The organism is Ignavibacteria bacterium, assembly GCA_016707005.1.
Lineage (GTDB): Bacteria > Bacteroidota > Ignavibacteria > Kapaibacteriales > Kapaibacteriaceae > UBA10438.
In genome coordinates this window covers 119,403-141,878 of sequence record JADJIQ010000002.1, presented here as the reverse complement: position 1 = coordinate 141,878, position 22,476 = coordinate 119,403, and the positions used below count along the sequence as shown (strand labels likewise).

The 22,476-nt window shown below is 53.7% G+C and carries 15 protein-coding genes; 3 read left to right on the top strand and 12 right to left on the bottom strand.

Going from position 1 to position 22,476, the window contains the following annotated elements; translation table 11 throughout:
• Window positions 1-85 precede the first annotated feature (85 nt).
• Window positions 86-1,594, top strand: a complete 1,509-nt coding sequence (locus IPI29_03560) for a PQQ-dependent sugar dehydrogenase (GenBank protein ID MBK7411613.1) — start codon at window positions 86-88, stop codon at window positions 1,592-1,594.
• On the opposite strand, the gene IPI29_03555 is transcribed toward IPI29_03560, so the two are convergent.
• A complete protein-coding gene (locus IPI29_03555) occupies window positions 1,566-2,819 on the bottom strand; it encodes a hypothetical protein (protein MBK7411612.1) in 1,254 nt (417 codons plus the stop codon). The two genes, IPI29_03560 and IPI29_03555, sit on opposite strands and share 29 nt — an antisense overlap.
• 4 nt (window positions 2,820-2,823) lie before the next feature.
• Window positions 2,824-3,603 carry an enoyl-CoA hydratase/isomerase family protein gene (locus tag IPI29_03550; protein ID MBK7411611.1) on the bottom strand — a complete coding sequence of 260 codons (780 nt, stop codon included), beginning with the start codon at window positions 3,601-3,603 and terminating at the stop codon, window positions 2,824-2,826.
• A 114-nt stretch (window positions 3,604-3,717) separates the two neighbouring features.
• Here IPI29_03550 and IPI29_03545 point away from each other — a divergent pair, with 114 nt between their 5' ends.
• Window positions 3,718-5,211: a phosphodiester glycosidase family protein gene (locus IPI29_03545; protein ID MBK7411610.1), complete on the top strand. Its 1,494-nt coding sequence runs from the start codon at window positions 3,718-3,720 to the stop codon at window positions 5,209-5,211.
• Here IPI29_03545 and IPI29_03540 read toward each other — a convergent pair.
• Genes IPI29_03540 through IPI29_03520 form a run of 5 tightly spaced genes read right to left on the bottom strand, consistent with a single transcriptional unit; the run spans window position 5,208 to window position 11,080 of the window.
• Window positions 5,208-6,443: a DUF1343 domain-containing protein gene (locus tag IPI29_03540; protein MBK7411609.1), complete on the bottom strand. Its 1,236-nt coding sequence runs from the start codon at window positions 6,441-6,443 to the stop codon at window positions 5,208-5,210. The two genes, IPI29_03545 and IPI29_03540, sit on opposite strands and share 4 nt — an antisense overlap.
• On the bottom strand, window positions 6,440-7,360 hold the full coding sequence (xerD, locus tag IPI29_03535) for a site-specific tyrosine recombinase XerD (protein ID MBK7411608.1): 921 nt from the start codon (window positions 7,358-7,360) through the stop codon (window positions 6,440-6,442). Before xerD ends, IPI29_03540 begins: the two co-directional genes overlap by 4 nt.
• Window positions 7,360-9,495, bottom strand: a complete 2,136-nt coding sequence (locus IPI29_03530; GenBank protein ID MBK7411607.1) for an HDIG domain-containing protein — start codon at window positions 9,493-9,495, stop codon at window positions 7,360-7,362. Before IPI29_03530 ends, xerD begins: the two co-directional genes overlap by 1 nt.
• Before the next feature lie 12 nt (window positions 9,496-9,507).
• A complete protein-coding gene (locus IPI29_03525) occupies window positions 9,508-10,293 on the bottom strand; it encodes an enoyl-CoA hydratase/isomerase family protein (protein ID MBK7411606.1) in 786 nt (261 codons plus the stop codon).
• Between the two features lie 4 nt (window positions 10,294-10,297).
• A complete protein-coding gene (locus tag IPI29_03520) occupies window positions 10,298-11,080 on the bottom strand; it encodes an enoyl-CoA hydratase/isomerase family protein (protein ID MBK7411605.1) in 783 nt (260 codons plus the stop codon).
• Window positions 11,081-11,149: 69 nt separating this feature from the next.
• On the opposite strand from IPI29_03520, the gene IPI29_03515 reads away from it, so the two are divergent.
• Entirely contained in the window at window positions 11,150-11,824 is a 675-nt protein-coding gene (locus IPI29_03515; GenBank protein MBK7411604.1) for a 16S rRNA (uracil(1498)-N(3))-methyltransferase, read from the top strand.
• Here IPI29_03515 and IPI29_03510 read toward each other — a convergent pair.
• The 5 genes from IPI29_03510 to IPI29_03490 form a co-directional block, all read right to left on the bottom strand.
• Window positions 11,811-14,276, bottom strand: a complete 2,466-nt coding sequence (locus IPI29_03510; protein MBK7411603.1) for a T9SS type A sorting domain-containing protein — start codon at window positions 14,274-14,276, stop codon at window positions 11,811-11,813. The two genes, IPI29_03515 and IPI29_03510, sit on opposite strands and share 14 nt — an antisense overlap.
• 4 nt (window positions 14,277-14,280) lie before the next feature.
• Window positions 14,281-17,088: a T9SS type A sorting domain-containing protein gene (locus tag IPI29_03505; protein ID MBK7411602.1), complete on the bottom strand. Its 2,808-nt coding sequence runs from the start codon at window positions 17,086-17,088 to the stop codon at window positions 14,281-14,283.
• Window positions 17,089-17,092: 4 nt separating this feature from the next.
• Window positions 17,093-19,555, bottom strand: a complete 2,463-nt coding sequence (locus IPI29_03500; GenBank protein MBK7411601.1) for a T9SS type A sorting domain-containing protein — start codon at window positions 19,553-19,555, stop codon at window positions 17,093-17,095.
• 34 nt (window positions 19,556-19,589) lie between these two features.
• Window positions 19,590-20,564 (bottom strand): T9SS type A sorting domain-containing protein, encoded by a 975-nt coding sequence (locus tag IPI29_03495; GenBank protein MBK7411600.1) that lies wholly within the window; start codon window positions 20,562-20,564, stop codon window positions 19,590-19,592.
• Window positions 20,565-20,676: 112 nt separating this feature from the next.
• On the bottom strand, window positions 20,677-22,461 hold the full coding sequence (locus IPI29_03490) for an endonuclease/exonuclease/phosphatase family protein (GenBank protein MBK7411599.1): 1,785 nt from the start codon (window positions 22,459-22,461) through the stop codon (window positions 20,677-20,679).
• Window positions 22,462-22,476: the final 15 nt, after the last annotated feature.

The following is a 22,476-nucleotide window of genomic DNA, read 5'->3' as shown; positions in this document are numbered from 1 at the left end:
ACTTCACGTAAAGAACTTTCACGGCCTCCTCTCGGTTTATCCGGGAGGAGGTCGTTGCTATTTTGGGGTACCTATGATTTCATACATGATCGCTCTAGCCGTAGTCTTCATCCTTGGCGCGGTTGCCGTAGTTGGCCAAGAACCGGGTACGATCCCGTGGACTCCGATAGAATCAGGGGGACTTGTCTCTGTTTCGATCGAGGTGCCAAGTAAATACTCTGCGGTAGGGTTGAGTCCTACGCAACACCGAATATCCATACCACAAGGGTGGAAGGCATCGGTGTACTACGCCGGAGCTCCGATGGATAAGGGGCGATTCATGGCGTGGGGACCGGACTCTGTTCTCTTTATCGCGAGTATGAACAGCTCACGTATCCTTGCCCTTCCTGACAGAGATCGAAACGGTATAGCTGATACGGTCATCGAAGCTGCCCGTGGTTTCAGTACCGGACACGATGTACGTTTCTGGAGAGATACGATGTACGTTGGACAAGAAGCCGGTGTGGTGAAGCTCTGGAGAAGTAACCCATCAACCTATGTCTATGACAATCGTGTTACGATCATCAACAAGGCGGACCAAGCGAATCAACTTGGTGGCAATCACCGAACGAGAACGGTGGTCATTGATACGAATCGCAAGAAGCTCTATCTCAGCGTAGGCTCAAGGGGGAATGCTGATCGCGAAACGAATCGCGCTGTGATCGAGGAGTATGAATTGGATGGAAGCGGAAGGAGAGTGTTCGCTTCGGGTACAAGAAATGCGGTAGGTATGACCCTTCACCCGAGAACCGGGAAACTTTGGGCTAACAACAATGGCAGTGACAATCAAGGAAACAACGTCCCGCCCGAATGGGTCGATATCGTGCGTGATGGCGGATTCTACGGATATCCGTTCGCATATCATTTCAGACGTTGGTATACCTTCACCGGCGATTATGGTGACATCCTCCCGATAACCTCCGCAGATACTGCCAGACTTGCTACCATGGTTCCTCCCGGAGCTCTTGTTGATGCTCACTGTGCACCAATGGCTCTTGTCTTTACGGAATCATCAGCACTGCCGGAGTACCGATATGGGGCCTTCATGGCCATGCGTGGTTCGTGGAACCGAAACCCGCCAAGTGGAGCCAAGATCGTGTTCTTGCGGTTCGATAGCGATGAGGATACCATCGCCAACGCCGTTGTCGATTTCTGTACCGGATTCATCTCCGATACCAATAACGTGAGCACGCGTTGGGCTCGTCCGGTCGGACTTGCCATCGCTGCCGATGGAAGTGTCTACGTCTCACTTGATGAAGGGAAACAATGCATTCTGAAGCTCACACCACCAACGACCACATCGGTCGATGATGAAGCTGAAGCACAAGAGTTACGGGTGTATCCGAATCCCGTTCGTGATGTCTTGGAATGTACTGTTCCTATCGAGACTACACGCATAACACTCTACGACGCACACGGCGCACGTGTTGATCAGCGGATGAACGTCAATGGTACTGTACGATTCCCAACTGAGGGTATTCCCAACGGCATATACATCGTTGTCGTTGAAGGAAAGTGGCGGATCCTTACGAAGAACGTTGTTGTAGCACGTTGATCTCTTCAAGGATCATCGCAGCGTAGTCTTCGGATGCTCCGGTGTTGGCAAGGATGAATGTCCGCAACTCATCCTTGATGATGTTTAATGCGTTCGCATTCTTCACGACATCAGTGATCCATTCAACAACATCGCCCACATTTGTCACTACCGTCAACGCCATCCCGTGCTGAAGGGTTGATGCTTCATCCGAGCGTTCGATGTGTGGACCGCATGCGATCGGAATGAAATACCCCGCTGGTTCGGTAACGCTGTGTACGCCTACGCCATGCCCGCCCCCTACAAGCGCGGCATCTGCGATGGAGTACAAGCCGAGGAGTTTACCGATACTGTCAACAACGATATGACCAGCTGTTTCGGATGTTGCAGCACTGAGTCGCGTAACTGGGATTGCCTTCTCAATGCGCGATAGTGTTGCTTCGGTTGGTTCGTGAGGAACGATAACGATCCGAAGATCCGGGTCTTTCAACGTAGATAACGCAGAGATCAAAAGGACTTCGTCAGGGGGCCAGGTGCTTCCGGCAACGATCGTCACAATACCTTCGCGTTGGAGATAGGAGAACTGGTCGTTGACATCTTTCTTCCTGGACAGCACGCGGTCTCTTCTCGTGTCGGGCTTGTACTGAATCTCACGACGCATAAACACTTCCAGTTGCTCTGCGTGCGATGCAGAAATGGCGGTGATCGTTCGGACCTGTGAGTAAACATGGCGCATCCACGACCGCAATACGAGCGATCTGCCGGCTGAGGGCATCGTAGCGTTGATCACGTGGATCGGAATGCGACGTTTTGATGCGGCAGAGATGAAATGTGGCCAGAGGTCATATCGATCGATCACGATCAAATCCGGACGAGCGGCATCTAAGAAACGCCTGACGTTGCGACGTGTATCAAGAGGGAGGTAGGATGCTCCGGTAAGACCAGAGAGACGTTGTGCGTGGTCAAAGCCCGACGGAGAGCTGCAGGAAACCGTCAATTCAACGTCCTGACCGGATCCACGTATCTCATCCATCACCGGCACACACTGCTCCAGTTCGCCCATAGAAGCTGCGTGAAAATGGATACGATGTGCACGTTTCGTTGATGCTGCCAGCGCTTGTTGTGAAGGGGCTTCCTGGACTACTCTGCGTTTCATCTTGGAATTCACCATTGCGAGGAGGTGCATTCCCAGCCACATCGCCGGTAGAGCAATGAAGGAATAGATGAACTCGACCAGGTGTCTCACTGCCTCAAGAACCGGTGAACGTGGCCTGACGCTTCTGCAAGAAGGCATAAGTGCCTTCCTTGAAGTCACTCGTTCCGCATGTTCGTCCAAAAATGCTCGCCTCGATATGCAAACCTTCAAGGGCAGAGGTCTCGCCGGCGATCTGAACAGCCTCGAGACATGCCGTCAGGGCAAGTGGGGCCTTTGAGGCAAGGGCTGTTGCAAAGGTCATTGTGGACGGAAGAAGATCGGCAGCAGGGTAGATCCTATTGACCAACCCTAGGGCAAGTGCATCCTCGGCCACGACCATGTCTCCGCTGAGGATGAGTTCCAAGGCCTTTGGTGCACCCACCAAACGAGGGAGACGCTGCGTTCCGCCATATCCGGGGATGATGCCAAGGTTGATCTCCGGCTGACCGAACTTGGCTGTATCAGAGGCGAACCGCATATGACAGGCCATTGCAAGCTCACATCCACCGCCAAGCGCAAACCCGTTCACTGCTGCGATCACGGGCTTGCCAAGCTTCTCGATGAGATTGAAGACGCGTTGCCCACGCTCGGCAAAGAGTCTGCCGGAATAGGCGTCCTGCGCATGCAGTTCACCGATGTCAGCGCCGGCTGCGAACGCCTTGGGGCCACTTCCGGTGACGACAATCACGCGCACCGAGCGGTCCGTTTGGACGCTGTGCAGCATGGCTTCAAGCCTTCCCAGCAGCTCGGCATTGAGCGCATTGAGCTTGTCCGGGCGGTTCAATGTGAGGACGGCTACTCCGTCGCTCTGGGTCAGGATCACGGTTTCACTCATGATGCGAAACTACAACGCAGGGTCGGTCTCAAAAACCCCGGAGATGCGCCCCGGGTATCCATGTGTATAACTCGGGTTGTTGCCTCTCTGCTTCGTCCCAATATTTGCCTCACAATGCCCTTGGTACGCTCCATATCCTCCTTTCGATCCATTCGCGCGATCCTGATCTTTATCCTGGTTCTCCTCGTTGGGATCGCTCCGATAGATGTTGAGGGGGCTGTCCAACGGTCGAAAAAGAAGACGTCACAATCGGCTAAGAAGAAGTCTTCCGGTTCAAAGTCTGCGAGTAAAAAGTCCACTCGCAGCAAGGGCGGATCAAAGAAAAAGACCCGGCGCACCCGGCAGCGAGCAGTGCCCCTTAGTGCCTTAACGGTGTTGAGTGAACGCGAGCTCTCCCCGGGAGTACGCTATATCCAATACCGATCCAATGGCTCCCGTTCGGTGGTCGTGCACGTGATCTCCATGGACCGAACGGTTCCCGGAAACGCCCTGCGTTTGATCAAGGGCGAGGATCATGCGACCGGCTTGGAACGTCTTGGAGATATGGCCAAGAGATACGATTCCACGAGCGACAATCAGCTCTTCGCCGTGGTCAACGGCAATTTCTGGCGAGCGGTGCGGAATACCATGATCGGACCGTGCGTGATCGACGGAGAGGTGGTTGAACTCAATCCCTATAAGAAGTGGACCAGTGCCTTCATTGACGTAAAGAGTCAGGTGATCATCGATACGTTCGCATTGACCGGTACAGCACTGCTTGGTGGTAGAACCTATTCGATCTCTTCCGTTAATCGACGGAATGATTCCGGAGTAGTGGTCTATAATGGATTCGGCGGCGACAACATTCCGCATGTGAACACCAAGGAGATCGAGAAGGCCTTTCAAGAAGCGGTCAAGGATTCGGTTTTCACCGATAAGGACTCTACCGAACTGGCACTCACAAAGGACGTTCTCAAGAGTGAGATCCTGCGCGCGCAGCGCGAGGCGAACGGCGAGTATCCGATGGTAAAGGTGCGAGTGCGATACCTGCGTTCGCCATCGGTGAACGTGCCCTTCCCGTGCCAGGTGCTGAGCGTCGACACAGGAACGGTCGCAATGCCCCTTCGCGGGGCCGTGGTGTCGTTCCCGCGCACAATGCTCAATGGTGTCTGGCCTCGACAAGGCGACACGCTCATGCTCACGTATTCAACCAGCAAGCACTCATCAACTCGATTCATGAATGCCGTGTGTGGAACGCCTCGACTCGTTCGAAACGGCATCCCCAAACACGAGGCTCAGACAGAAGGCAGCACAGGCCGCCGGTTCATTCAAGACAATCTTGCCCGAACAGCTCTGGGAGTTGATCGTAGTGGCAATCGCATCATCCTGGCCGCCATTCGTCCGGATAGGCCTGAAGACGGTTCACATGGAGCTACGCTGCAACAGACTGCTCAGATCATGGCACTCCTTGGGTGCTACAACGCTATGAATCTCGATGGCGGTGGATCAACAGGTATGGTGGTAGGAACAGACCACGTTTTCTTTGATGGGGTCGATCCGCTTACCCGTCGCGTTGGCCTTGGTGTGGGAGTAGTGAAGCTCTCGAAGATCCTACGCGGACCACGCTAGTCGTAGAGCAGGTGCTTCTTCCGCCGCTCCACAAAGTCCTCCACACCCTTACGCCCGATTCGCTCAAGTTCGGCAAGGGGCTTACCGTTCACGATGGCTGCCACGAGTTCCGATGAGCCGCATGCTTTTGCGAACATCTTGCCGTGTTTTGTTGCGGCCAAGGTGTCGGGGAACGACTCCGGACGTAACGATCGAAGTCGCCATAACAACGTCAGAGCAACATGGTAGGGCTTCCACGATCGTTGCGTAGAGAGGTAATACCCTTCGCACACAGTGTTGGCATACTTGGCAGAGGTTGGCTGAAACCGCGCTCGCGAAGCCAGAACGCCATATCGTTTGCAATGGATCTCTAACAGGGTATCACGCGGAAAATCGGGAGCTCCGATTGCGGTAAAGGGGCTTGCTGTTCCCATACCGATACTGCACGGACCAAGTTCGCCAAGGAGCCCCGTCATGGCATATCCACGCACTGCATTGATGGTTGGGATGTTGGGTGATGTTGCATACCAGCGTAGGCCGGTCTCTTCCCACGTCATGCCGCGCTTCCATCGCTTACATCGCACTACGGTGAGAGAGCATCTGCGGGCTGTACCAAGCGAGTCCTTTGAGAGCCACCCTTCGGCGTTTGCCATCGTTGCCAGTTCACCCATGGTCATCCCGTGCACGTAGGGAACAGGGAGTCTGCCGATGAACGACCGAAGCGTATCGTCAGGCAGATTGCCATCCACGATCGTACCGCCAAGCGGATTGGGACGGTCGAGGATCATCAGCCGAACATTCCATTGGGCACATGCTTCCATCACCTCCGTCATGGTGGAGATGTAGGTATAGGAGCGAACACCGATATCCTGCATATCGACAACAACAACATCAGCCCCTTCCAACATCGCGCGGTCGGGACGGCGCTTGGGACCGTAGAGGGAGATAACGGGTACGCCCATCACCGTGTCATCGGCCACGGTCTTGCCTGCTGCGATCACACCAAAGTAGCCGTGTTCGGGTGCAAGCAGTCTGAGTGTTGCAACGTCTGTTCGTTGAAGAAACTCCTCGGCGGTGGACGTGCCGCGGTAGGTGCGTGCTGCAGCGTGTGTAACGAGAACAACCTTCTTCCCGCGCAACAATGCGAAGTCGGTGTCGATCAGATTATCAACGCCGCACTTGACCTGTGCCGATAGATCAACGACGGTCAGGACAAGAATGCAGATCAGTATGATCGATCGTGTGAACTTCATCTGCGCTGATGCGATCGTGGATGGAAGAGGGTGTGAACTTCCTTGACGTAGTCGCGGTCGATATGCGTGTAGATCTGTGTTGTTGCAATGTCTGCGTGACCAAGCATCTCCTGCACGGCGCGTAGATCAGCACCACCTTCAAGGAGATGGGTGGCAAATGAATGTCGGAACATATGCGGATGTACGTGTTGCTCGATACCGGCCTCGGCACATGCCTTCTGAATGATGTTCCACACCGTCATACGCGAGATCTGTTTGCCGCGGGATGAAAGGAAGAGAACGTCGTCTGTCTCTGCTGTGCGAATGAGTTGACCGCGTGCTGTTGCCTGATACTTCGAGATCCACGTCAACGCTTCATGGCCGATGGGAACGATGCGCTCCTTTGAACCTTTGCCGAAGACGCGGATAAGTTCAACATCGAACAACACATCGCGTTGACGCAGGGACGTGAGCTCGCTGACGCGGAGTCCGCACGCATACATCGTCTCCACCATCGCACGGTCTCGAAGGGAATAGGCGTCATCTCCCGAGAATGCTTCGAGGATCGCACGCATTTCATCTACCGACAAACAATCGGGGAGTGTTCTCTTTGACCGCGGCAGCTCCATTGCTTCCGTTACATCTACAGTGATCCGTTGTGATCCAAGGAGGAAGCGGTGGAGATGTTTGAGTGAGGAAAGATACCGCGCCCTGCTCGACGGGCTCAGTCCGGCCTCAGCCAACGTTTCGAAGAATGCACGAGCAATGGCAAGACTAGACTCTGCGAACGAAGACAGATCACGTCCCGCCAGAAACTCTGCGTATTGACGCACATCGTGTTCATACGCCTTGAGTGTGGTGTCGGCAAGCCCCCTTTCAAGACGGATGTATTGAAGGAACTGTCGTACATCACGCGTCAGTGCGGGCGGAAGGTCCATTACGATCTCGCAGGTTCCTGCGGCGGCGGAACGTCCTTGTAGCGAACTCGTTGGTGGGAAGAGCCAAGCAGGCTCTTCACGAACGACTCCTTGATGATGTCAAGGTCGTTGAGAGTAAGGGGCGTATCATTGAGTTGTCCGTCGGCCGTACGATCGGTGATGATCTTCTCAACGGCGCGCACGATCTCCTCGCGTTGACTGGTGTCTACAAGTCGGGAAAGTGCTTCGGCTGCATCGGCAAGCATCACGATGGCCGTCTCCTTCGAATCGGGCTTTGGACCCGGATACCGAAAGTCTTGCTCATCCACCAAGAGCTCCTTCTCAATGGCCTCGTCGATGGCCTTTGCGTAGAAGTGTTTGATGAGAATGGTGCCGTGGTGCATTGGAATGAACTTCCAGATGCGATCAGGAAGTTTGTATTCACGAGCAAGTTCAATGCCGTCCTGTACGTGCTGACGGATGATGCCGGCACTACGTTTGGGAGTAAGGCGGTCGTGCTTGTTGTCGATGTCGATCTGGTTCTCGATGAAGTACTCCGACTTCTCGAGCTTGCCAACATCATGGTACAGCGCGCCAACCCGTGCCAGAAGCGCATTGGCACCGATGGCAGATGCAGCGGTCTCACTCAATCGGACAACGGCCATGGTATGTTGGTACGTGCCGGGAGCCCGTTCGTTGAGTTGCTGCAACAACGGATGATTGATGTTGTCGAACTCTTCCAAGCGCAGATCGGTTGCAAGGTTGAGCGCCCGTTCCATGATGAGGATCACGGCAAAGGCGATAAGGGGCGATAACACGGAGTTCACGGCAGATGCACCGAGCTTCAGGATCAATGCAATGGCCGGCGTTGCGCGTTCAAGTTCGATGGACAGCGTCACAACGACCAGACCGATGAGGATCGAGAGGATGAACGTAAAGACCTGCGTGCGAGAGCGAAGGTTTGTAGCAGAGTAGGCAACCATTGCACTGCCAACGATCATCACCACGGCGATCACGTGGTCGTTGCCGCGAGCGGCGGCAACCGAAAGCGAGCATGCCAGCGTGACAACAATGGCCGTGCGCACATCGTACAGGATGGACACCACCATGGCCATGCCGGGCACGATGATGACGTATTCCAACGGAAGGGTTGTGGGGAGAGCAATGGTCAACCAACCAAGACCTGCCGACACAACAGGCATGGCCAAAAGACTTGCGAGTTGTCCGTTACGTTCAAAGCTCGACCGACGCACGTAGTACAGGTAGAGCGCCACCATGCTCATGATGAAGAAGGCATGACCAAAGGCACCGAGAACCACAAGGAAGGAGAACTGCGATGTTGAGCGCAGATACTGACCGAAACGATAGGCAGCGAGACGTTCTAGGATAGGGGCGTCAACCCGCTGCCCCTTACGAACGATCACATCGCCTCGTTGAATGATCTCTGTTGTTGTTGCAACGTTCTGAGAGGCAACAGACCGAGCGTTTGCCCATGCACGATCATCCACACGCAGGGTAGGGACGATGGCGTTTCGAAGAGCTTCGGTGACAGAGCGTCGGGTTCCTTCTGCGAGGTCGGAGAAGGATGACTCAAACGAGAGTGCAACATCGATCGAATCGCGGAGCGACGTAACCGGTAGCACGAGTTCTTCTGCAGACGATACCAGTTCGATCACAACCTCGCCCGGCAACTGGGCATTATCCCGATCGATGATCTCTCCGTTGTAGGCCGACGTTAGTGCAGCGAGTCCACGTCCGGCGAGAATGGACGATGCCGGATCTGAAGCACGACCGATCTCCGATTGTAGTCGCGTCCGAGCTTGTTGGAGAGCATCCGTTGTTCGACGAACAGTGGCCGGTGTAGCTGCCTGTGCTGCTTCCCGTTGCTTCGCGAGTGTGTCGATGTCCTTGTTCACCGGGAACGGATACTCGGCGATCACCGACTCTTCCGTCCAACTTGTACCGATCCGTGATCTATCGAACGCGGTGCGTTGGGTGTCACCCAAACGTCCGGGTAGGAAGGCCATCAAGAGCAGCGTGGCCCCAACAAGGATCACGATGCGTAAAGCCTTGTTCGTTGCCATGCCGCCGGCAGTTGCCGCGGCTCGGTCTTCCTCGCGGATCTGTTCAAAGAGAGTCGGCTTTTGACGTGCCATGAGGTAGGGGGCTTATCGTCCGGTGAAAGAAGGCGAACGTTTCTCGATGAAGGCTGCAACACCCTCTGCGTAGTCCGAAGAATCACCGGCACGTTGTTGATAGTCCGCTTCGAGTTCAAGCATGTCTTCCAAGGAACCGGAGAGCCCCTTTTGCAACAGTGACTTTACGAAGCCATAGGTCTGTGTAGGTCCAGAGGCATACTGTGTTGCAACAGCAGCAACAGCATCGGCAAATGCTTTTGGATGGACGATGGAATTCACCATCCCAAGTTCAAGCGCTTGTTCTGCGGAGATCGGCTTGTTGAGCGTTGCGAACTCAAAGGCTTTTGCGTACCCAAGCATGCGCGGGTAGAACCACGTTGCTCCGGAGTCGGGAATGAGGGCGATCCCAATGAATGCTTCTACAAGTCGTGCTGACGAGCTCATGATCCGCACATCGGCCGCAAGTGCAAGAGAGAGTCCGGCGCCAGCTGCAACACCATTGATGCCGCAGATGATCGGCTTCGGCATGTCTCGCATGAGTCGGATGATCGGATTGTACCTGCGCTGCAACGAATCCGTGAGGTCGCGCTTACTGCCAGACTTTGGAGCATCCTTCAGATCCTGACCTGAACAGAATGCCTTGCCAGCGCCGGTGAGGACAACACATCGCACGTTGTTGTTATCGCGAGCATCTGCAAGTGCTGCTTGAAGCTCTGTAGTGAGCTGCTCGTTTGCGGCGTTGAACGAATCCGGACGGTTCAGGGTGATCGTGCCGATACCGTTCTCGATCGTATAGAGGATCGTTTCGAAGTTCATACGATCACTTTCCTTTCCATTCGGGTTTACGTTTTTCAACAAAGGCAGACATCCCTTCCTTTTGATCCTCGGTTGCGAAGAGCATGTAGAAGTTCTTGCGCTCGAACTCCAAGCCCCCTTCGAGAGTTGTGGAGAAGGCCTTCAGAACCGACTCCTTGGCAAGTCTGGTGGCAAGGGGCGCCTTGGACGCCACATCACCGGCCAGGGCAAAAGCTTCTTGCAGGTAGAACTCAGCTGGGACTACGCGATTGACGAGTCCGGCTTGGAGTGCCTGCTGCGCCGAAATGCTGCGACCAGTTAGGACGATCTCCATCGCCAAGGCCTTGCCCACTGCACGCGTGAGTCGCTGTGTTCCGCCGGCACCAGGCATCACGCCGATGTTGATCTCGGGCTGACCGAACTGCGCTGTGTCGCTGGCAACGATCATGTCGGCCAGCATCGCAAGTTCACACCCGCCACCGAGCGCAAATCCGCTCACAGCGGCGATCACCGGAGTTTTAACGGTTCGAATGCGCTCCCACCGAGCGAATTGGTCGCGTTCCAGCATGTTCACCGTGGTAGCGTCCGACATCTCCGTGATGTCTGCGCCGGCGGCAAAGGCTCGTGTACTGCCGTGGATCACGATGCAGCGAACGGCTGGATCTGCGTCATAGGCCTCAAAGGCCTGGACAAGTTCGATCATCGTTTGCAGGCTCAACGCATTGAGAACTGCTGGTCTGTTGAGCTTGATCGCGCCAACGCCCTTCTGCGGAACGTAGGTCTCGATGCAGGTATAGTCTGTACTCATGGTCCGAGTGTTGGTTGAGAAGAGCCCGAAAATACGCATGTTCGCAGTCCGTAAGACGAGAACTCTGACATGGACCACATCTACATTCGAGAGTGCGAACCAACGCATACAACAGCCCCGTTGAGTGTCGACGCGGCGCGTCACATCGCTGCCCTGCGCCTGCGAGACGGGGAGCAGGTAAAGGTCCTCAACGGTAGGGGGCTTATCGCCCTTTGCGCTGTGCGGCGGACCGACGGCGCGGCACGGCTTGACGTCACGTCCACCACCATGACCCCCAAGCCCCCTTCACTCACGCTTGTGATGTCGGTTCTCGACAATCGGGACCGCTACGAATTCGCCCTCGAAAAGGCCACCGAGTTAGGGATCACCCGTTTCATTCCGCTCTTGGCTGAACGATCACAACATCACCGCGTGAATCACGACCGACTCGTAGCCAAGGCCATTGCTGCCGTAACCCAGTGCGGAGTTCCGTGGCTGCCGGAGATCATGCCCGCTGTAGGGATCGATCACGTGGATTGGAGCGAGACGATCGTTATGGGCGATGACAAAGGTGCTCCTCCAAACACCGCGGACCTCACCGGCGACGTCTGTGTGGTGGTTGGTCCGGAAGGCGACTTCTCCGACCGTGAGAAGTCCTTGTTAACGAACGATCTCCGCACAAAGCGATGGGCCATTGGCCGTAATCGACTTCGTGCGGAGACCGCAGCGATCGCTCTGATCGCAAATGTTGTTAGCGTGCGATGATGATCTGTGCCGTTGCCTGACGTCCACTCGCAGTTACCCGCACAGAATACGTTCCACTCGGCACATTCATCCCACCGATCACAAATGATTGTGGAGAGGATGTTACCTGCTCTGTTCGTGAGGTGATCACATTCCCCAGAAGATCGATCAGTTCGATCGTTGCTGCACCGCGCTCAATGGTTGTAAGCGTAAGTGTTGCTGTTTCATTGGTCGGTTGGGGAGTGACAGTAAAGGAGAGCCCCGTTGTTTCAGCTTCGCCTGTGACGGAGGTTGTGGTGTCCACACGCGCACGAACACTGTATTCAGTGAGCTTCATTTCACGACAATTCGTGCGAACCACAAGAGTATCTCGAACAGTATCGTCCGACAATAATCGACATGACACGACAATGCGAATGAATGACCTCCCAACTAGCCGATACGGGGTTGAGAATCCAGATAGTGTGAATGTCGGATCTCCGTTTGCCATGGCGATCTCTGTTATCATTATCGGAGTCTCTGGGTAAGGATTCCTGATAGTGAGTGTGTCAGTTGTTGTAGACTGCTTCACCTGTGCACCGAAGTCATGCCTGGACTTGGATGAGGTGATCGAATCGGGAACGTATTGAATGACACGGTCGATGAAATCGCCAGAGCGACTGACAGTCCGAACTGATGCACTTGCGGACTTCAATGAATCAATGACCTTCACCCGATAGACACCAATGGAATCACCGGATCGAAAACCCTCATCAATGGTCAAGGTGGCGTTCTTGAGATCTACAGCGTGGATCATGTAAATGGAGCCACATCCGGATGAGGTAACCCATGATGTTACCGTCGTCTGTCCACACGTATCCGATACAGCGATGTCAAAAAGTGAATCATCTCCACAAGGAGTCGTAAGGTCAATTCCTACTGCTTCTCCGCACGCCCTGCCTGCTTGTAGACCATCAAGAGAGCTATAACTCCAGGCCATCCAGCGAACGGTGTTATCAGCCGACTCAACTACGTGGTCACCGCTGCCGAGCGGCGTACGAATGTAGGCGTATTCAGTGCCTGTGAGGAGGCGCATTGATTCACCGAAAGCTGTAGCCAGCGAACGACCGTCAATCTTGATCTTGTTGATCTCGGAAGCCTTGAAAACGATGTTAAAGAAGTTGTCCATTCCTTCAGGTGCATGAAGTACGGCGTGTGTTATCCATCGATCAATCGGTGGAACCATTTGAAGCATTGGCATGCCGCATTCAACGGTGAGATGACCCTGAGGTGATTCCGTGGAGTTGGTCCCAGCCGACATCTTCGGGGGAAGTAGCTTCGCATATGACTTTCCGTATTGACCCATTAGGATGGGTTTGTCGGATACCCAATTCGTTGCATACTCAAGAGCTGTATCGAGTCGACTTTCTCCCTTATTGAGTATGAATTTGGTTATGAAGCCAGGGTGGTCACTTCTTCTGATTCTCACCGTAGTCCCGTCCTCTAGACCCACGACACGAATCACATCACCACGATCGTTATCGATTCCATTATCACTTGTTCCCTGACCCAAGACTCTAGTTGGTGTGTACATGATCGGAACGGTAATGAAAGTTGTTCCGGCAAGGTTTGTCGGATGCATTGCTTCGTGCACATTATTGCGGACGTATCGTCCTTCAGCAGCAAACGAGCCCGTGGGTGGCAAAAGATCAGGCATTCGCATGATAGCGCCCTTGGTATGACCCGAGACAATACCGATGGGCTTTGTTGATGTGATGTAGGTTCCGGAGAGATCCGTTGATTGATCACGAAAACGTAGCGTGTCGATAAGTGATCTGATGAGGAAAGTTTCGCCCTTCATTAACAAGACTGACTGTGATGTCCCCTTTGCAATTGAAGGCAGGTCAACTCCTCCCTCAGTGTTCACAGTGGGAGTGAGCGTGACTATGGTACTGTCCTCACTGGAGATAATGAGTATCTGGCTCGGACGGTGATGGTAATTCGTTTCGAAGCCGAATCGATCCTGATAGAAGTTCATCGAATAATACGAGGTGCCCCAAGACTCAATTGGAAGGTGCCGCGCCATTTCGCCGTTACCCTGCCAGGCTTGGTATGTCGACACCGAGATCGGACTTTCGCCAACGATGCTTATGCCCAGCCCGCTTCTCACCTGCGACTCTGAGTTCATGTAGTCCGTGGAGATCGGCACTTTGAGTACCTTATTGGCCTCTACAGTGAATACCTTGTCGATCTTCGCAGCAGGATTGATGCTTGCTGGCGTCTGAATGCGCACGGTCGTCTTCGTCTTGGATGAGATGAGCAGCTGCATTGGCTGCGGCATCGGCTTCTCTGTTGGCTCAGCCCAGACCTGCGGAAATGCTGCCATATAACGTAGGCCCTCCGTGACCATCATTGTACCATGAGTTGTCTGTCCGCGCGTTGGAAGGCACGTGGTACAAAGCAACGAGACGAGGATCAGGATGAGGCTCTTCATTGGTTCAACGAGCGATGATGATACGCGCCGTGGCTTGACGTCCATTCGCGGTGACACGCACAGAATACGTTCCACTCGGCACATTCATCCCACCGATCACAAATGATTGCGGTGAAGATGTCACTGTCTCTGTTCGTGAGCTGATCACGTTACCCAAGAGATCGATCAGTTCGATCGTTGCTGTTCCGCGCTCAATGGTTGCGATAGTTAGTGTAGCTGTTTCGTTGATCGGTTGGGGAGTGACGGTAAAGGTCAAGCCTGGTGTCTCAGCTTCGCCGGTGACGGAGGTTATGGTGTCCACGCTGTTTGCTCGAAGGCGCATCGTAAGCGTGAGTCCTTGTACGTCTGTGGAGAAGCGATGCAGTTGCTCAAATTCACCGACCACTTCGGGAATACACTCTACGATCAACTTCAGCGACTGGCCAGGTTGAAGTTCGGTCGTTAGATACGGCTTGATTGGAACGCCGTCGATCCCAAGTACGCGGAATGAACTTCGTGGACCACTCAATGTTTCAGATCGGTGGTCCCGTATCGACACGACAACAGAGTCGCGGTTGATGATCTCAACGGTGTCGGCAATCGGAGTCGACGAAGTGGAGATCGTTCCAAAATCCACGTCAGGAATCGTGAGCGTTGGTCTTAATAGACGACCTACATACTCCGTGAGCTTCCAATCGATGCAGCCGGTACGTGCGATCAGCGTATCCTTGGCTAGGGTGTCGGTGCCCATTCTACACGTAACAGTGACGTCGACACTTCCACCTGGATCGAGAACGAATGGGGTAGGTGGTGCCTCCACGTCAAAGGCGTTGTTGCCGTGCATCATCGACACGTTGGTGACCACGACTGATCTATCGACATGTGGGTTTGTCAGTGTTTGCGTGGATCGAACAGGCGTGAACCGTGGTTGTCGACCAAAATCGTGCGTGATTCTCGACGAGCTGACATTGCCCGGCTCAAAGTGCAGAACACGATCAAGAACCTTACCTGAGCTACTGACAGTTCGAATGGTCGCGCTGCCAGGCAAGCTGTCATGAACAACCCTCACAGAATACCGAGCTGTTGATGATCCATTGTTGAAATCATTCTCAATGTCCAAGGTCGTGTTCACGAGGTCAAGAGGGTAGATCATGTGCCCCCTTGCACACCCTGAGCTCGAAACCCATACGACCACTCGCTGCTGATCACACTCTGCGTTTTCAACACTGTCCGCGAGAACGTCATCGTCACACGGCGTTGAGAGATCTATCCCTACAGCCGTACCATATGCTCGACCCTGTTGGAGTCCGTCGAGTGAAGCATAATTCCAGGCCATCCATCGCACGTTGTCCGAGAGCGATGTAATGGTATGAGTTCCTGATGCAACCGGTGTCCGAATGAAAGCGTACTCAGTGCCCTTAAGAGGGCGCACGGCTCCTCCAAATGCAGACGTCATCGGACGACCATCGAACTGGATCAATGAGATCTCATCAGCCTTGAATACGATGTTCAGGAAGGCGTCCATAGCCTCAGCAGAGGAGAATGTACCGTTCGTGATCCATCGCTCAGCAGGAGGAACCATTTGAAGCATAGGCATACCTGCTTCAACAGTCGGTGCACCTTGCGCCTCATCTGTTGAGCCTGCCTTGGCCTTGATCTTGGGTAAAACGACTTTGGCAAAGGATTTCCCGTATTGACCGACGAGGACGGGGGCACTTGCTTCCCAGAATGAAGCTTCTTCATGGGACGGGATGATCTTTGTTTCACCCTTCTGAAGTGTAAAGACATCCACGAATCCGGCCCCATCCTGACTCATGCGCCGAACATTGGTGTTGTCCTCAAGAGCGATAAGACGTATCACGTCACCACGGTCATCACCGATGCCAGATCCTGGAGAACTTTGACCAACTACACGTAACGGCGTATACATCGTGGGCAAGGTAACAAATGTCCTTCCGGCCATTTCTGTAGGATACATTACGTCGTGTACGTTGTTCCGCACCATGGATGCATCGCCCGCATAGAAGCCCCCAGGAGGTAACACGTCAGGCAGGAGCGTTGTTGCCACCTTGGTATGACCAGACACAACACCGATCGGTTTTGTTGACGTGATGTAGGTGCCCGAAAGATCGGATACGAAATCCCGTGACGTCGAGGTATCGATCAGCGACTTGATGAGGAACGTCTCTCCGCGCATAAGAGTAACGGTTTGGGAAGCCCCCTTCGCAACGGAAGGTGCGTCTTTCCCGCCCTCAGTTGGGACCGTAGGTCGGAAGGTGACCACTGTACTGTCTTGGTCGGCGATCACGAGGATCTGGCTCGGACGATACTGGTATCCCTTTGCGGCAAAACCGTACCTGTCCTGATAGAAGTTCATGGAGTAGTACGACGTTCCCCAGGCCTCAACTGGCAGATGCTGTGCCGCCTCCCCGTTGCCGTGCCAGGCTTGGGCCGTTCCGACAGAGAAGGGGCGATCAGCTGTAACACTGATGCCAAATCCATGTATCGTTTGCGACATCACGTTCATTGCGGCTGTAGATATTGGGACCTTTAACACAACACCTGGCCGTATCGTATACTCCTTCTCCATCCTTGGAGCATCACTGTCCAATGCCGGAGTGGATATCCTGACAATGGTTGTATCTCGTGCACTCAACAATAGCATCATCGGCATGGGAAGGGGCTTCTCGGTTGGTGCGGTCCAAACCTGCGGAAACGCTACCATGTAGCGTCGGCCCTCCGTGATCACCATCGTACCGTGAGTTGTCTGTCCACGCGTGGGAAGGAACGTGGTACAAAGCAACGAGACGAGGATCAGGATGAGGTTTTTCATTGGTTCAATGAGCGATGATGATACGAGCAGTGGCTTGACGTCCACTCGCAGTGACGCGCACGGAATACGTTCCACTCGGCACATTCATCCCACCGATCATAAATGATTGCGGAGAGGACGTTACCTGCTCAGTGCGTGCGGTGATCACGTTCCCCAGAAGATCGATCAGCTCGATTGAAGCTGCACCACGCTCAATGGTTGTGAGCGTAAGTGTTGCCACATCGCTGATCGGTTGGGGAGTGATGGTAAAGGTCAAGCCTGGTGTCTCGGCTTCACCTGAGACGGAGGTTGTTGTATCGCCAATTGCACGAACAAGGTATTCGGTGAGCTTCCAATCAACACATTCGGTGCGAACCACGAGGGTGTCGCGTACTGTATTGTCCGACAACAAACGGCTAGAGACGATAACATTCACGCTTGCCCCTGCGGCCAATACAAACGGCGTTGCGGTGCTAGTTAGAGTGAATGTTGGCCCGTTGTTGATCATGGAAATGTCTGTGACTACCACCGAACGATCTGTATGTGGGTTTATGATCGTGAGCGTGTCCGTTACCGTAACTAGACTAGGCTGCTGGCCAAAATCGTGTTTGGACTTGGAAGCAGTGACGGTGTCCGGCACATATGTCACTACCCGATCGATCACGTCGCCGGAGGCACTTATTGTGCGAACGGTTGCCGAAGCGACCTTTGAACGATCAAGGACCCTGACGTTGTACACGCCAACGGTGTCTCCTGAGCGGAACTCTTCATTGATCATCAGCGATGCGTTGTTGAGTTCAACAGCATGGATCATGCGAATAGATCCACATCCGGACGATGGAACCCACGAGGTGACGGTTGTGAGTCCGCAGGTGCTTGATTCAGCTTGGTCGTAGAGCGTGTCTCCGCTACACGGTGTTGATAGATTGATTCCAACAGCAGTACCAAAGGCCCGGCCTTGTTGAAGTCCATCGAGCGAGGCATAATTCCATGCCATCCAACGAACAGAATCTGAGAGTGAGGAAATCGTATGATTGCCGGCTTGAATCGGAGTGCGAATGTAGGCGTAATCAGTTCCGCGGACGAGGCGCAGTGATTTTCTATAGAGTGTGTCCAGTGGTTGTCCGTCAAATATGATCATCGAAAACTCGTTGGCTTTGAAAACGATGTTCACAAAGTCATCCATTCCATCCGGTGACGAGAAGGTGGCATGCGTGATCCACCGATCGATCGATGGCACCATCTGCAGCATCGGCATGCCTGCTTCAACGGTAGGGTGACCTTGTGCTTCTTCTGAAGAGCCCCCTCCAACAGTGACTTTTGGTGCAAGGATCTTTGCATACGACTTGCCGTATTGGCCCATCAGGATCGGCTTGTCAGATTCCCAATAGGTTGCAAACTCAAGTGCGGTTTCTACTCGAGTTTCGCCTTTATCCAAAATGAACTTGTTAAGCATACCCGAGCCATCTTGCCGGCCGACTCTTACCATTGTTCCGTCTTCAAGGCCAACAACACGAATAACATCTCCACGGTCGTCGTCGATTCCGTGTTCGACTGAACCCTGACCAACCACTCGAGTTGGTGAGTACATCAATGGGATGGTCACAAAGCTCTTCCCGGCTAGCGTTGTTGGATACATTACGTCGTGCACATTGTTGCGTACGAAGTGTGCATCATCGGCAAACATCCCTGTTGGAGGAAGAATATCCGACATACGCATGATGGCGCCCTTGGTATGACCCGATACAACTCCAATGGGCTTTGTTGAGGTGATGTAGGTTCCGGAGAGGTCCGTGGCAACATCACGAAACAACAACGTGTCGATCAGCGATTTGATAAGGAATGTTTCACCCTTCATCAGGGTGACGGATTGGGTAGCCCCCTTTGCAACAGACGGCAGTTCCACTCCTCCCTCCGTGTTGACGGTGGGGGTAAGCGTTACCACCGTACTATCCTCACTGGAGATGATGAGGATCTGTCCCGGACGTTGTTTGTAACTGGCATTCTTGCCGTATCTATCCTGGTAGAAATTCATCGAATAATAGGACGTGCCCCACGACTCAACGGGCAGATGTTGTGCGGTTTCTCCATTGCCTTGCCATGCTTGCAATGTTGCAACAGAGAATGGCCGGTCACCCGTGACACTGATGCCATAGCCCCTGCGGGACTGCGACTCAACGTTCATGTAGGCTGTGGAGATCGCAACCTTTGTCACTATCCCAGGCAGGATCGTTACCACCTTGTCGATCTTTGCCGCATCTGTGATCGAGGCAACGGTAGTGATCCTTACCGTTGTTGTATCCCTGGCAGATAACAGCAGCTGCATTGGTGTGGGAAGGGGCTTCTCGGTTGGTGCAGCCCAGACCTGCGGAAACGCCACCATGTACCGTCGGCCTTCGGTGATGATTGTGGTGCTACGGGTGATCTGGCCGACGGCATTCAACGTGCCGAGTGCCATCATCAAAACGAAAAGTGTTGCGCGCATCATGATTCCCTCATTGCGTGATGATCAATGGTATGTGTTATCGAACGATCGTAAATAATGCTGTTGACAAAGCCTTGTCAGTTGACACCTGCAAAACATACGAACCCGGCTCATAGGCAGACACGTCCACAGGATAGGTGGAAGCCCCTAATGAACCTTGATCGCTTAAAAGTGGGTATTGCCGACCCAATACATCAGTGATCGAGATCGTTAAGGGGCTTTGCACTGCTTGGTAGATCTCAATCCGGGCAGACGCGGAAGCAGGTGACGGAGATATCTGAACGCGAAGCGAGCGTGTGCCGGCCTCGTCATCAATGCTCGACGTTAGAATGCCTTTCCCATTGAGAATGCAAATAGAATCTTCCGTTTGAGCGTTGGAGAAAAAAGCAACGTTGGAAGTATGGCCAGCCAACTCGCCCATCGGAGAATACCAAACCCAAAACACTAGCGAATCTGATTCGGATAAAACAGCAGGAAACGCCGTCTTTAATGGATGCCCAAAATCAGTTCTAGGATCGAAAAAGTTATTCGTTCCATTCATTTTTGGTTCGTCATATCCCGTGATCACCAAGTCCGACACACCAACGTTTCGGATCACACCCCTTTTCAGTTCGCCATTGGACAAAGCGTCAACCTCACCATAACTGATGTCGCTTACCTGGATGATCGGTTCATCGGTTCCGATGCGTATCTCCGCAAAAAACACTTTACGGTCGTCGGAGACGAATTCGATTGTGTCAACAATGATGGTGTCCACGGTGATCTGTGCTGTTACCCGAAGAAGCAGGGTTGAACCAGCATCTAAAAACGCCGGTCCGGACGAACTGATCTTGATCTTGTCCGGGTGATGAAGCACGTAGATACTCTCGACAAGTAAGCCCCTGTCAGTTCTTTCATTCGAGAGGTTGACTGTTCTCGTCACGGGCTGATTCAATGGGATCTTGCCAAAGTTCACAGTCGTTCCTCTCCCTTCTGCCGACCAAAGGTCCACAGACAGGAGGAACGTACCCATGAACACGGCGCTAAGGATCACCCGAATTATCATACCCACCCCTCATAGACATACCAAAGGGGGCCACGGCATTACCGTAGCCCCCTGTTTAAACAACGAACGGTGAAAAACGTTACCGAATGACCATCACTGGGGTGGAGGAGACCACTCCATTAAGGGTCACAACGAGTCGGTAGGTGCCGCTTGTGAGCTGGGAGACCGGGAGAACGAGAACGCGCACCGACGGTGCTACGGATTCGTTCACAAGGGCGAGTTGCTCGCCGGTGGCTGAAACGAGGTCCACACGCAGCGTGCCGCCGTAGAGTGCGGTGATCTCTGCCATGCCGGAGGCCGACATTGGGTTCGGAGAGACACGCACGGTGGAGACGGGGGTTTCTGACCCATCTACAGACACAGCTCCGTCGATGGCAAGACGAACGGTCACCGGTCGGTGATCCGATACGGTGCTTGAGTACGATGGCATGAAACGCTCTGGTGCTTCCAAATAGGTGCGATAGTGTTCGTCCGCAAGCTCATTGGAAACGAGGATGTGATCGATGAAGGATCGGTTGAATCCAACATAGGAGGAAAGCCCGGCCTCTTCGAGTGGAGCAGTTGCAGCAAACCAGTTCTGAGTGTCGTTCACAAACGAGAGATAACACGACGGAAGTGCTTCGTCAACGTTTGTTGCCAAGAGCCGATCGTTGAAATCGCCCATCACGATCACGTTGCTGTCCGGGTAGAAATCTTGCAGATAGGTATGGAAGGTCTCAGCGTCGGTCTTGCGTCGCTCATAATCAACCATGGCCGTGGCCGAGTCCGTTGCTTTTGCGTGCAGGTCGAATACAACGATCCGCTTCGTAGATGATCCAATGCGCGCATCGAACGTCATCCGGTATGGGTAACGACCATTAGCCCATGCCTGTGCTCCGCCATTCACGGCAAGACCGGTGGAGACAGGTGTGATCGTGGCGGTGTTGTAGATATACGCCAGCTTTTGTTCAGAGGTGATGTCGGTTGCAAAGAACCGTGCATAGCTGCCTTGGATAGAGTCGCTCAACGATGCGAGAGCCTCATCCGTAACGATCTCCTGCAAGGCATAGATGTCGGCCTTGATGCTGTCCATTACCTGACGAATACGGGTGCGTTGCAGGTCTTTGTTGTCCGGACCACGTGTTGAGTCTGGCCAACCGAACCACTCAAGGTTCCAGGTTGTAAGATCCAAGGTGCGATCCTTCTGCACCGTATCAATTTCGATAGGGGGCGCACCAATATCCGACGCTACGCGCGGCAGGATCTGATAGGATCCGCGGAACTGACTGATCACGCCGGTTACATCAACCTCCTCTGTAGGAATGTCCAGTGAATTGGTCCCGATCTCACAAGCACGATCGATACGCACAACGATATCGTTGCCTGAGTTGTCGATGGCGTTGAAGCTGGTGTTGGCTTGGAACTTTCCTGTTTCTACAAAGCGCAGACGACGGATCTTCACGAGCTGCCCCTCAACTCCTTCTCCGATGAGCGGAATGGAGAGGTTGCGTGGTGTGGGTTCGATACGGGCGGTTGGAATAACCGTGAATCGAAGGTCCTTGCCATCAAGCTGTGTAAGACCTGTGCCGGGTGCGCCAACAGTGTTGCCGAACTCGGCTAGGTTGCCACTCTCGATCATCACGGAATCCCCAACACGAACCGCTGTTCGCATGTTCTCGTTGAAGATGGCAATGCCGCCTGTTTTGTCTTGAATGTAGGCTACGTTCGAGAGTTCGACCGAGGAGCTCACGCGTCCGGCGATCTTGGTGACTGCAGTGCCAAACTCCTGCTTCTTCGCATCAGCGATGGAGATCGGGTCTTGCGCATGGAGCGCCGTTGCAGTGCAAACGACAACTGTGGCAAGAAGAAGGGAACGAATGTTCATTGAATGGACCGATAA

What these genes read in the sequence shown, in the direction of transcription:
- IPI29_03530 (MBK7411607.1), bottom strand. Translation starts at nt 9,495, where the DNA reads ATGGCACGTCAAAAGCCGACTCTCTTTGAACAGATCCGCGAGGAAGAC.
- IPI29_03505 (MBK7411602.1), bottom strand. Translation starts at nt 17,088, where the DNA reads ATGAAAAACCTCATCCTGATCCTCGTCTCGTTGCTTTGTACCACGTTC.
- IPI29_03525 (MBK7411606.1), bottom strand. Translation starts at nt 10,293, where the DNA reads ATGAACTTCGAAACGATCCTCTATACGATCGAGAACGGTATCGGCACG.
- IPI29_03490 (MBK7411599.1), bottom strand. Translation starts at nt 22,461, where the DNA reads ATGAACATTCGTTCCCTTCTTCTTGCCACAGTTGTCGTTTGCACTGCA.
- IPI29_03540 (MBK7411609.1), bottom strand. Translation starts at nt 6,443, where the DNA reads ATGAAGTTCACACGATCGATCATACTGATCTGCATTCTTGTCCTGACC.
- IPI29_03560 (MBK7411613.1), top strand. Translation starts at nt 86, where the DNA reads ATGATCGCTCTAGCCGTAGTCTTCATCCTTGGCGCGGTTGCCGTAGTT.
- IPI29_03520 (MBK7411605.1), bottom strand. Translation starts at nt 11,080, where the DNA reads ATGAGTACAGACTATACCTGCATCGAGACCTACGTTCCGCAGAAGGGC.
- IPI29_03495 (MBK7411600.1), bottom strand. Translation starts at nt 20,564, where the DNA reads ATGGGTACGTTCCTCCTGTCTGTGGACCTTTGGTCGGCAGAAGGGAGA.
- IPI29_03515 (MBK7411604.1), top strand. Translation starts at nt 11,150, where the DNA reads ATGGACCACATCTACATTCGAGAGTGCGAACCAACGCATACAACAGCC.
- IPI29_03500 (MBK7411601.1), bottom strand. Translation starts at nt 19,555, where the DNA reads ATGATGCGCGCAACACTTTTCGTTTTGATGATGGCACTCGGCACGTTG.
- IPI29_03550 (MBK7411611.1), bottom strand. Translation starts at nt 3,603, where the DNA reads ATGAGTGAAACCGTGATCCTGACCCAGAGCGACGGAGTAGCCGTCCTC.
- IPI29_03545 (MBK7411610.1), top strand. Translation starts at nt 3,718, where the DNA reads ATGCCCTTGGTACGCTCCATATCCTCCTTTCGATCCATTCGCGCGATC.
- IPI29_03510 (MBK7411603.1), bottom strand. Translation starts at nt 14,276, where the DNA reads ATGAAGAGCCTCATCCTGATCCTCGTCTCGTTGCTTTGTACCACGTGC.
- xerD (MBK7411608.1), bottom strand. Translation starts at nt 7,360, where the DNA reads ATGGACCTTCCGCCCGCACTGACGCGTGATGTACGACAGTTCCTTCAA.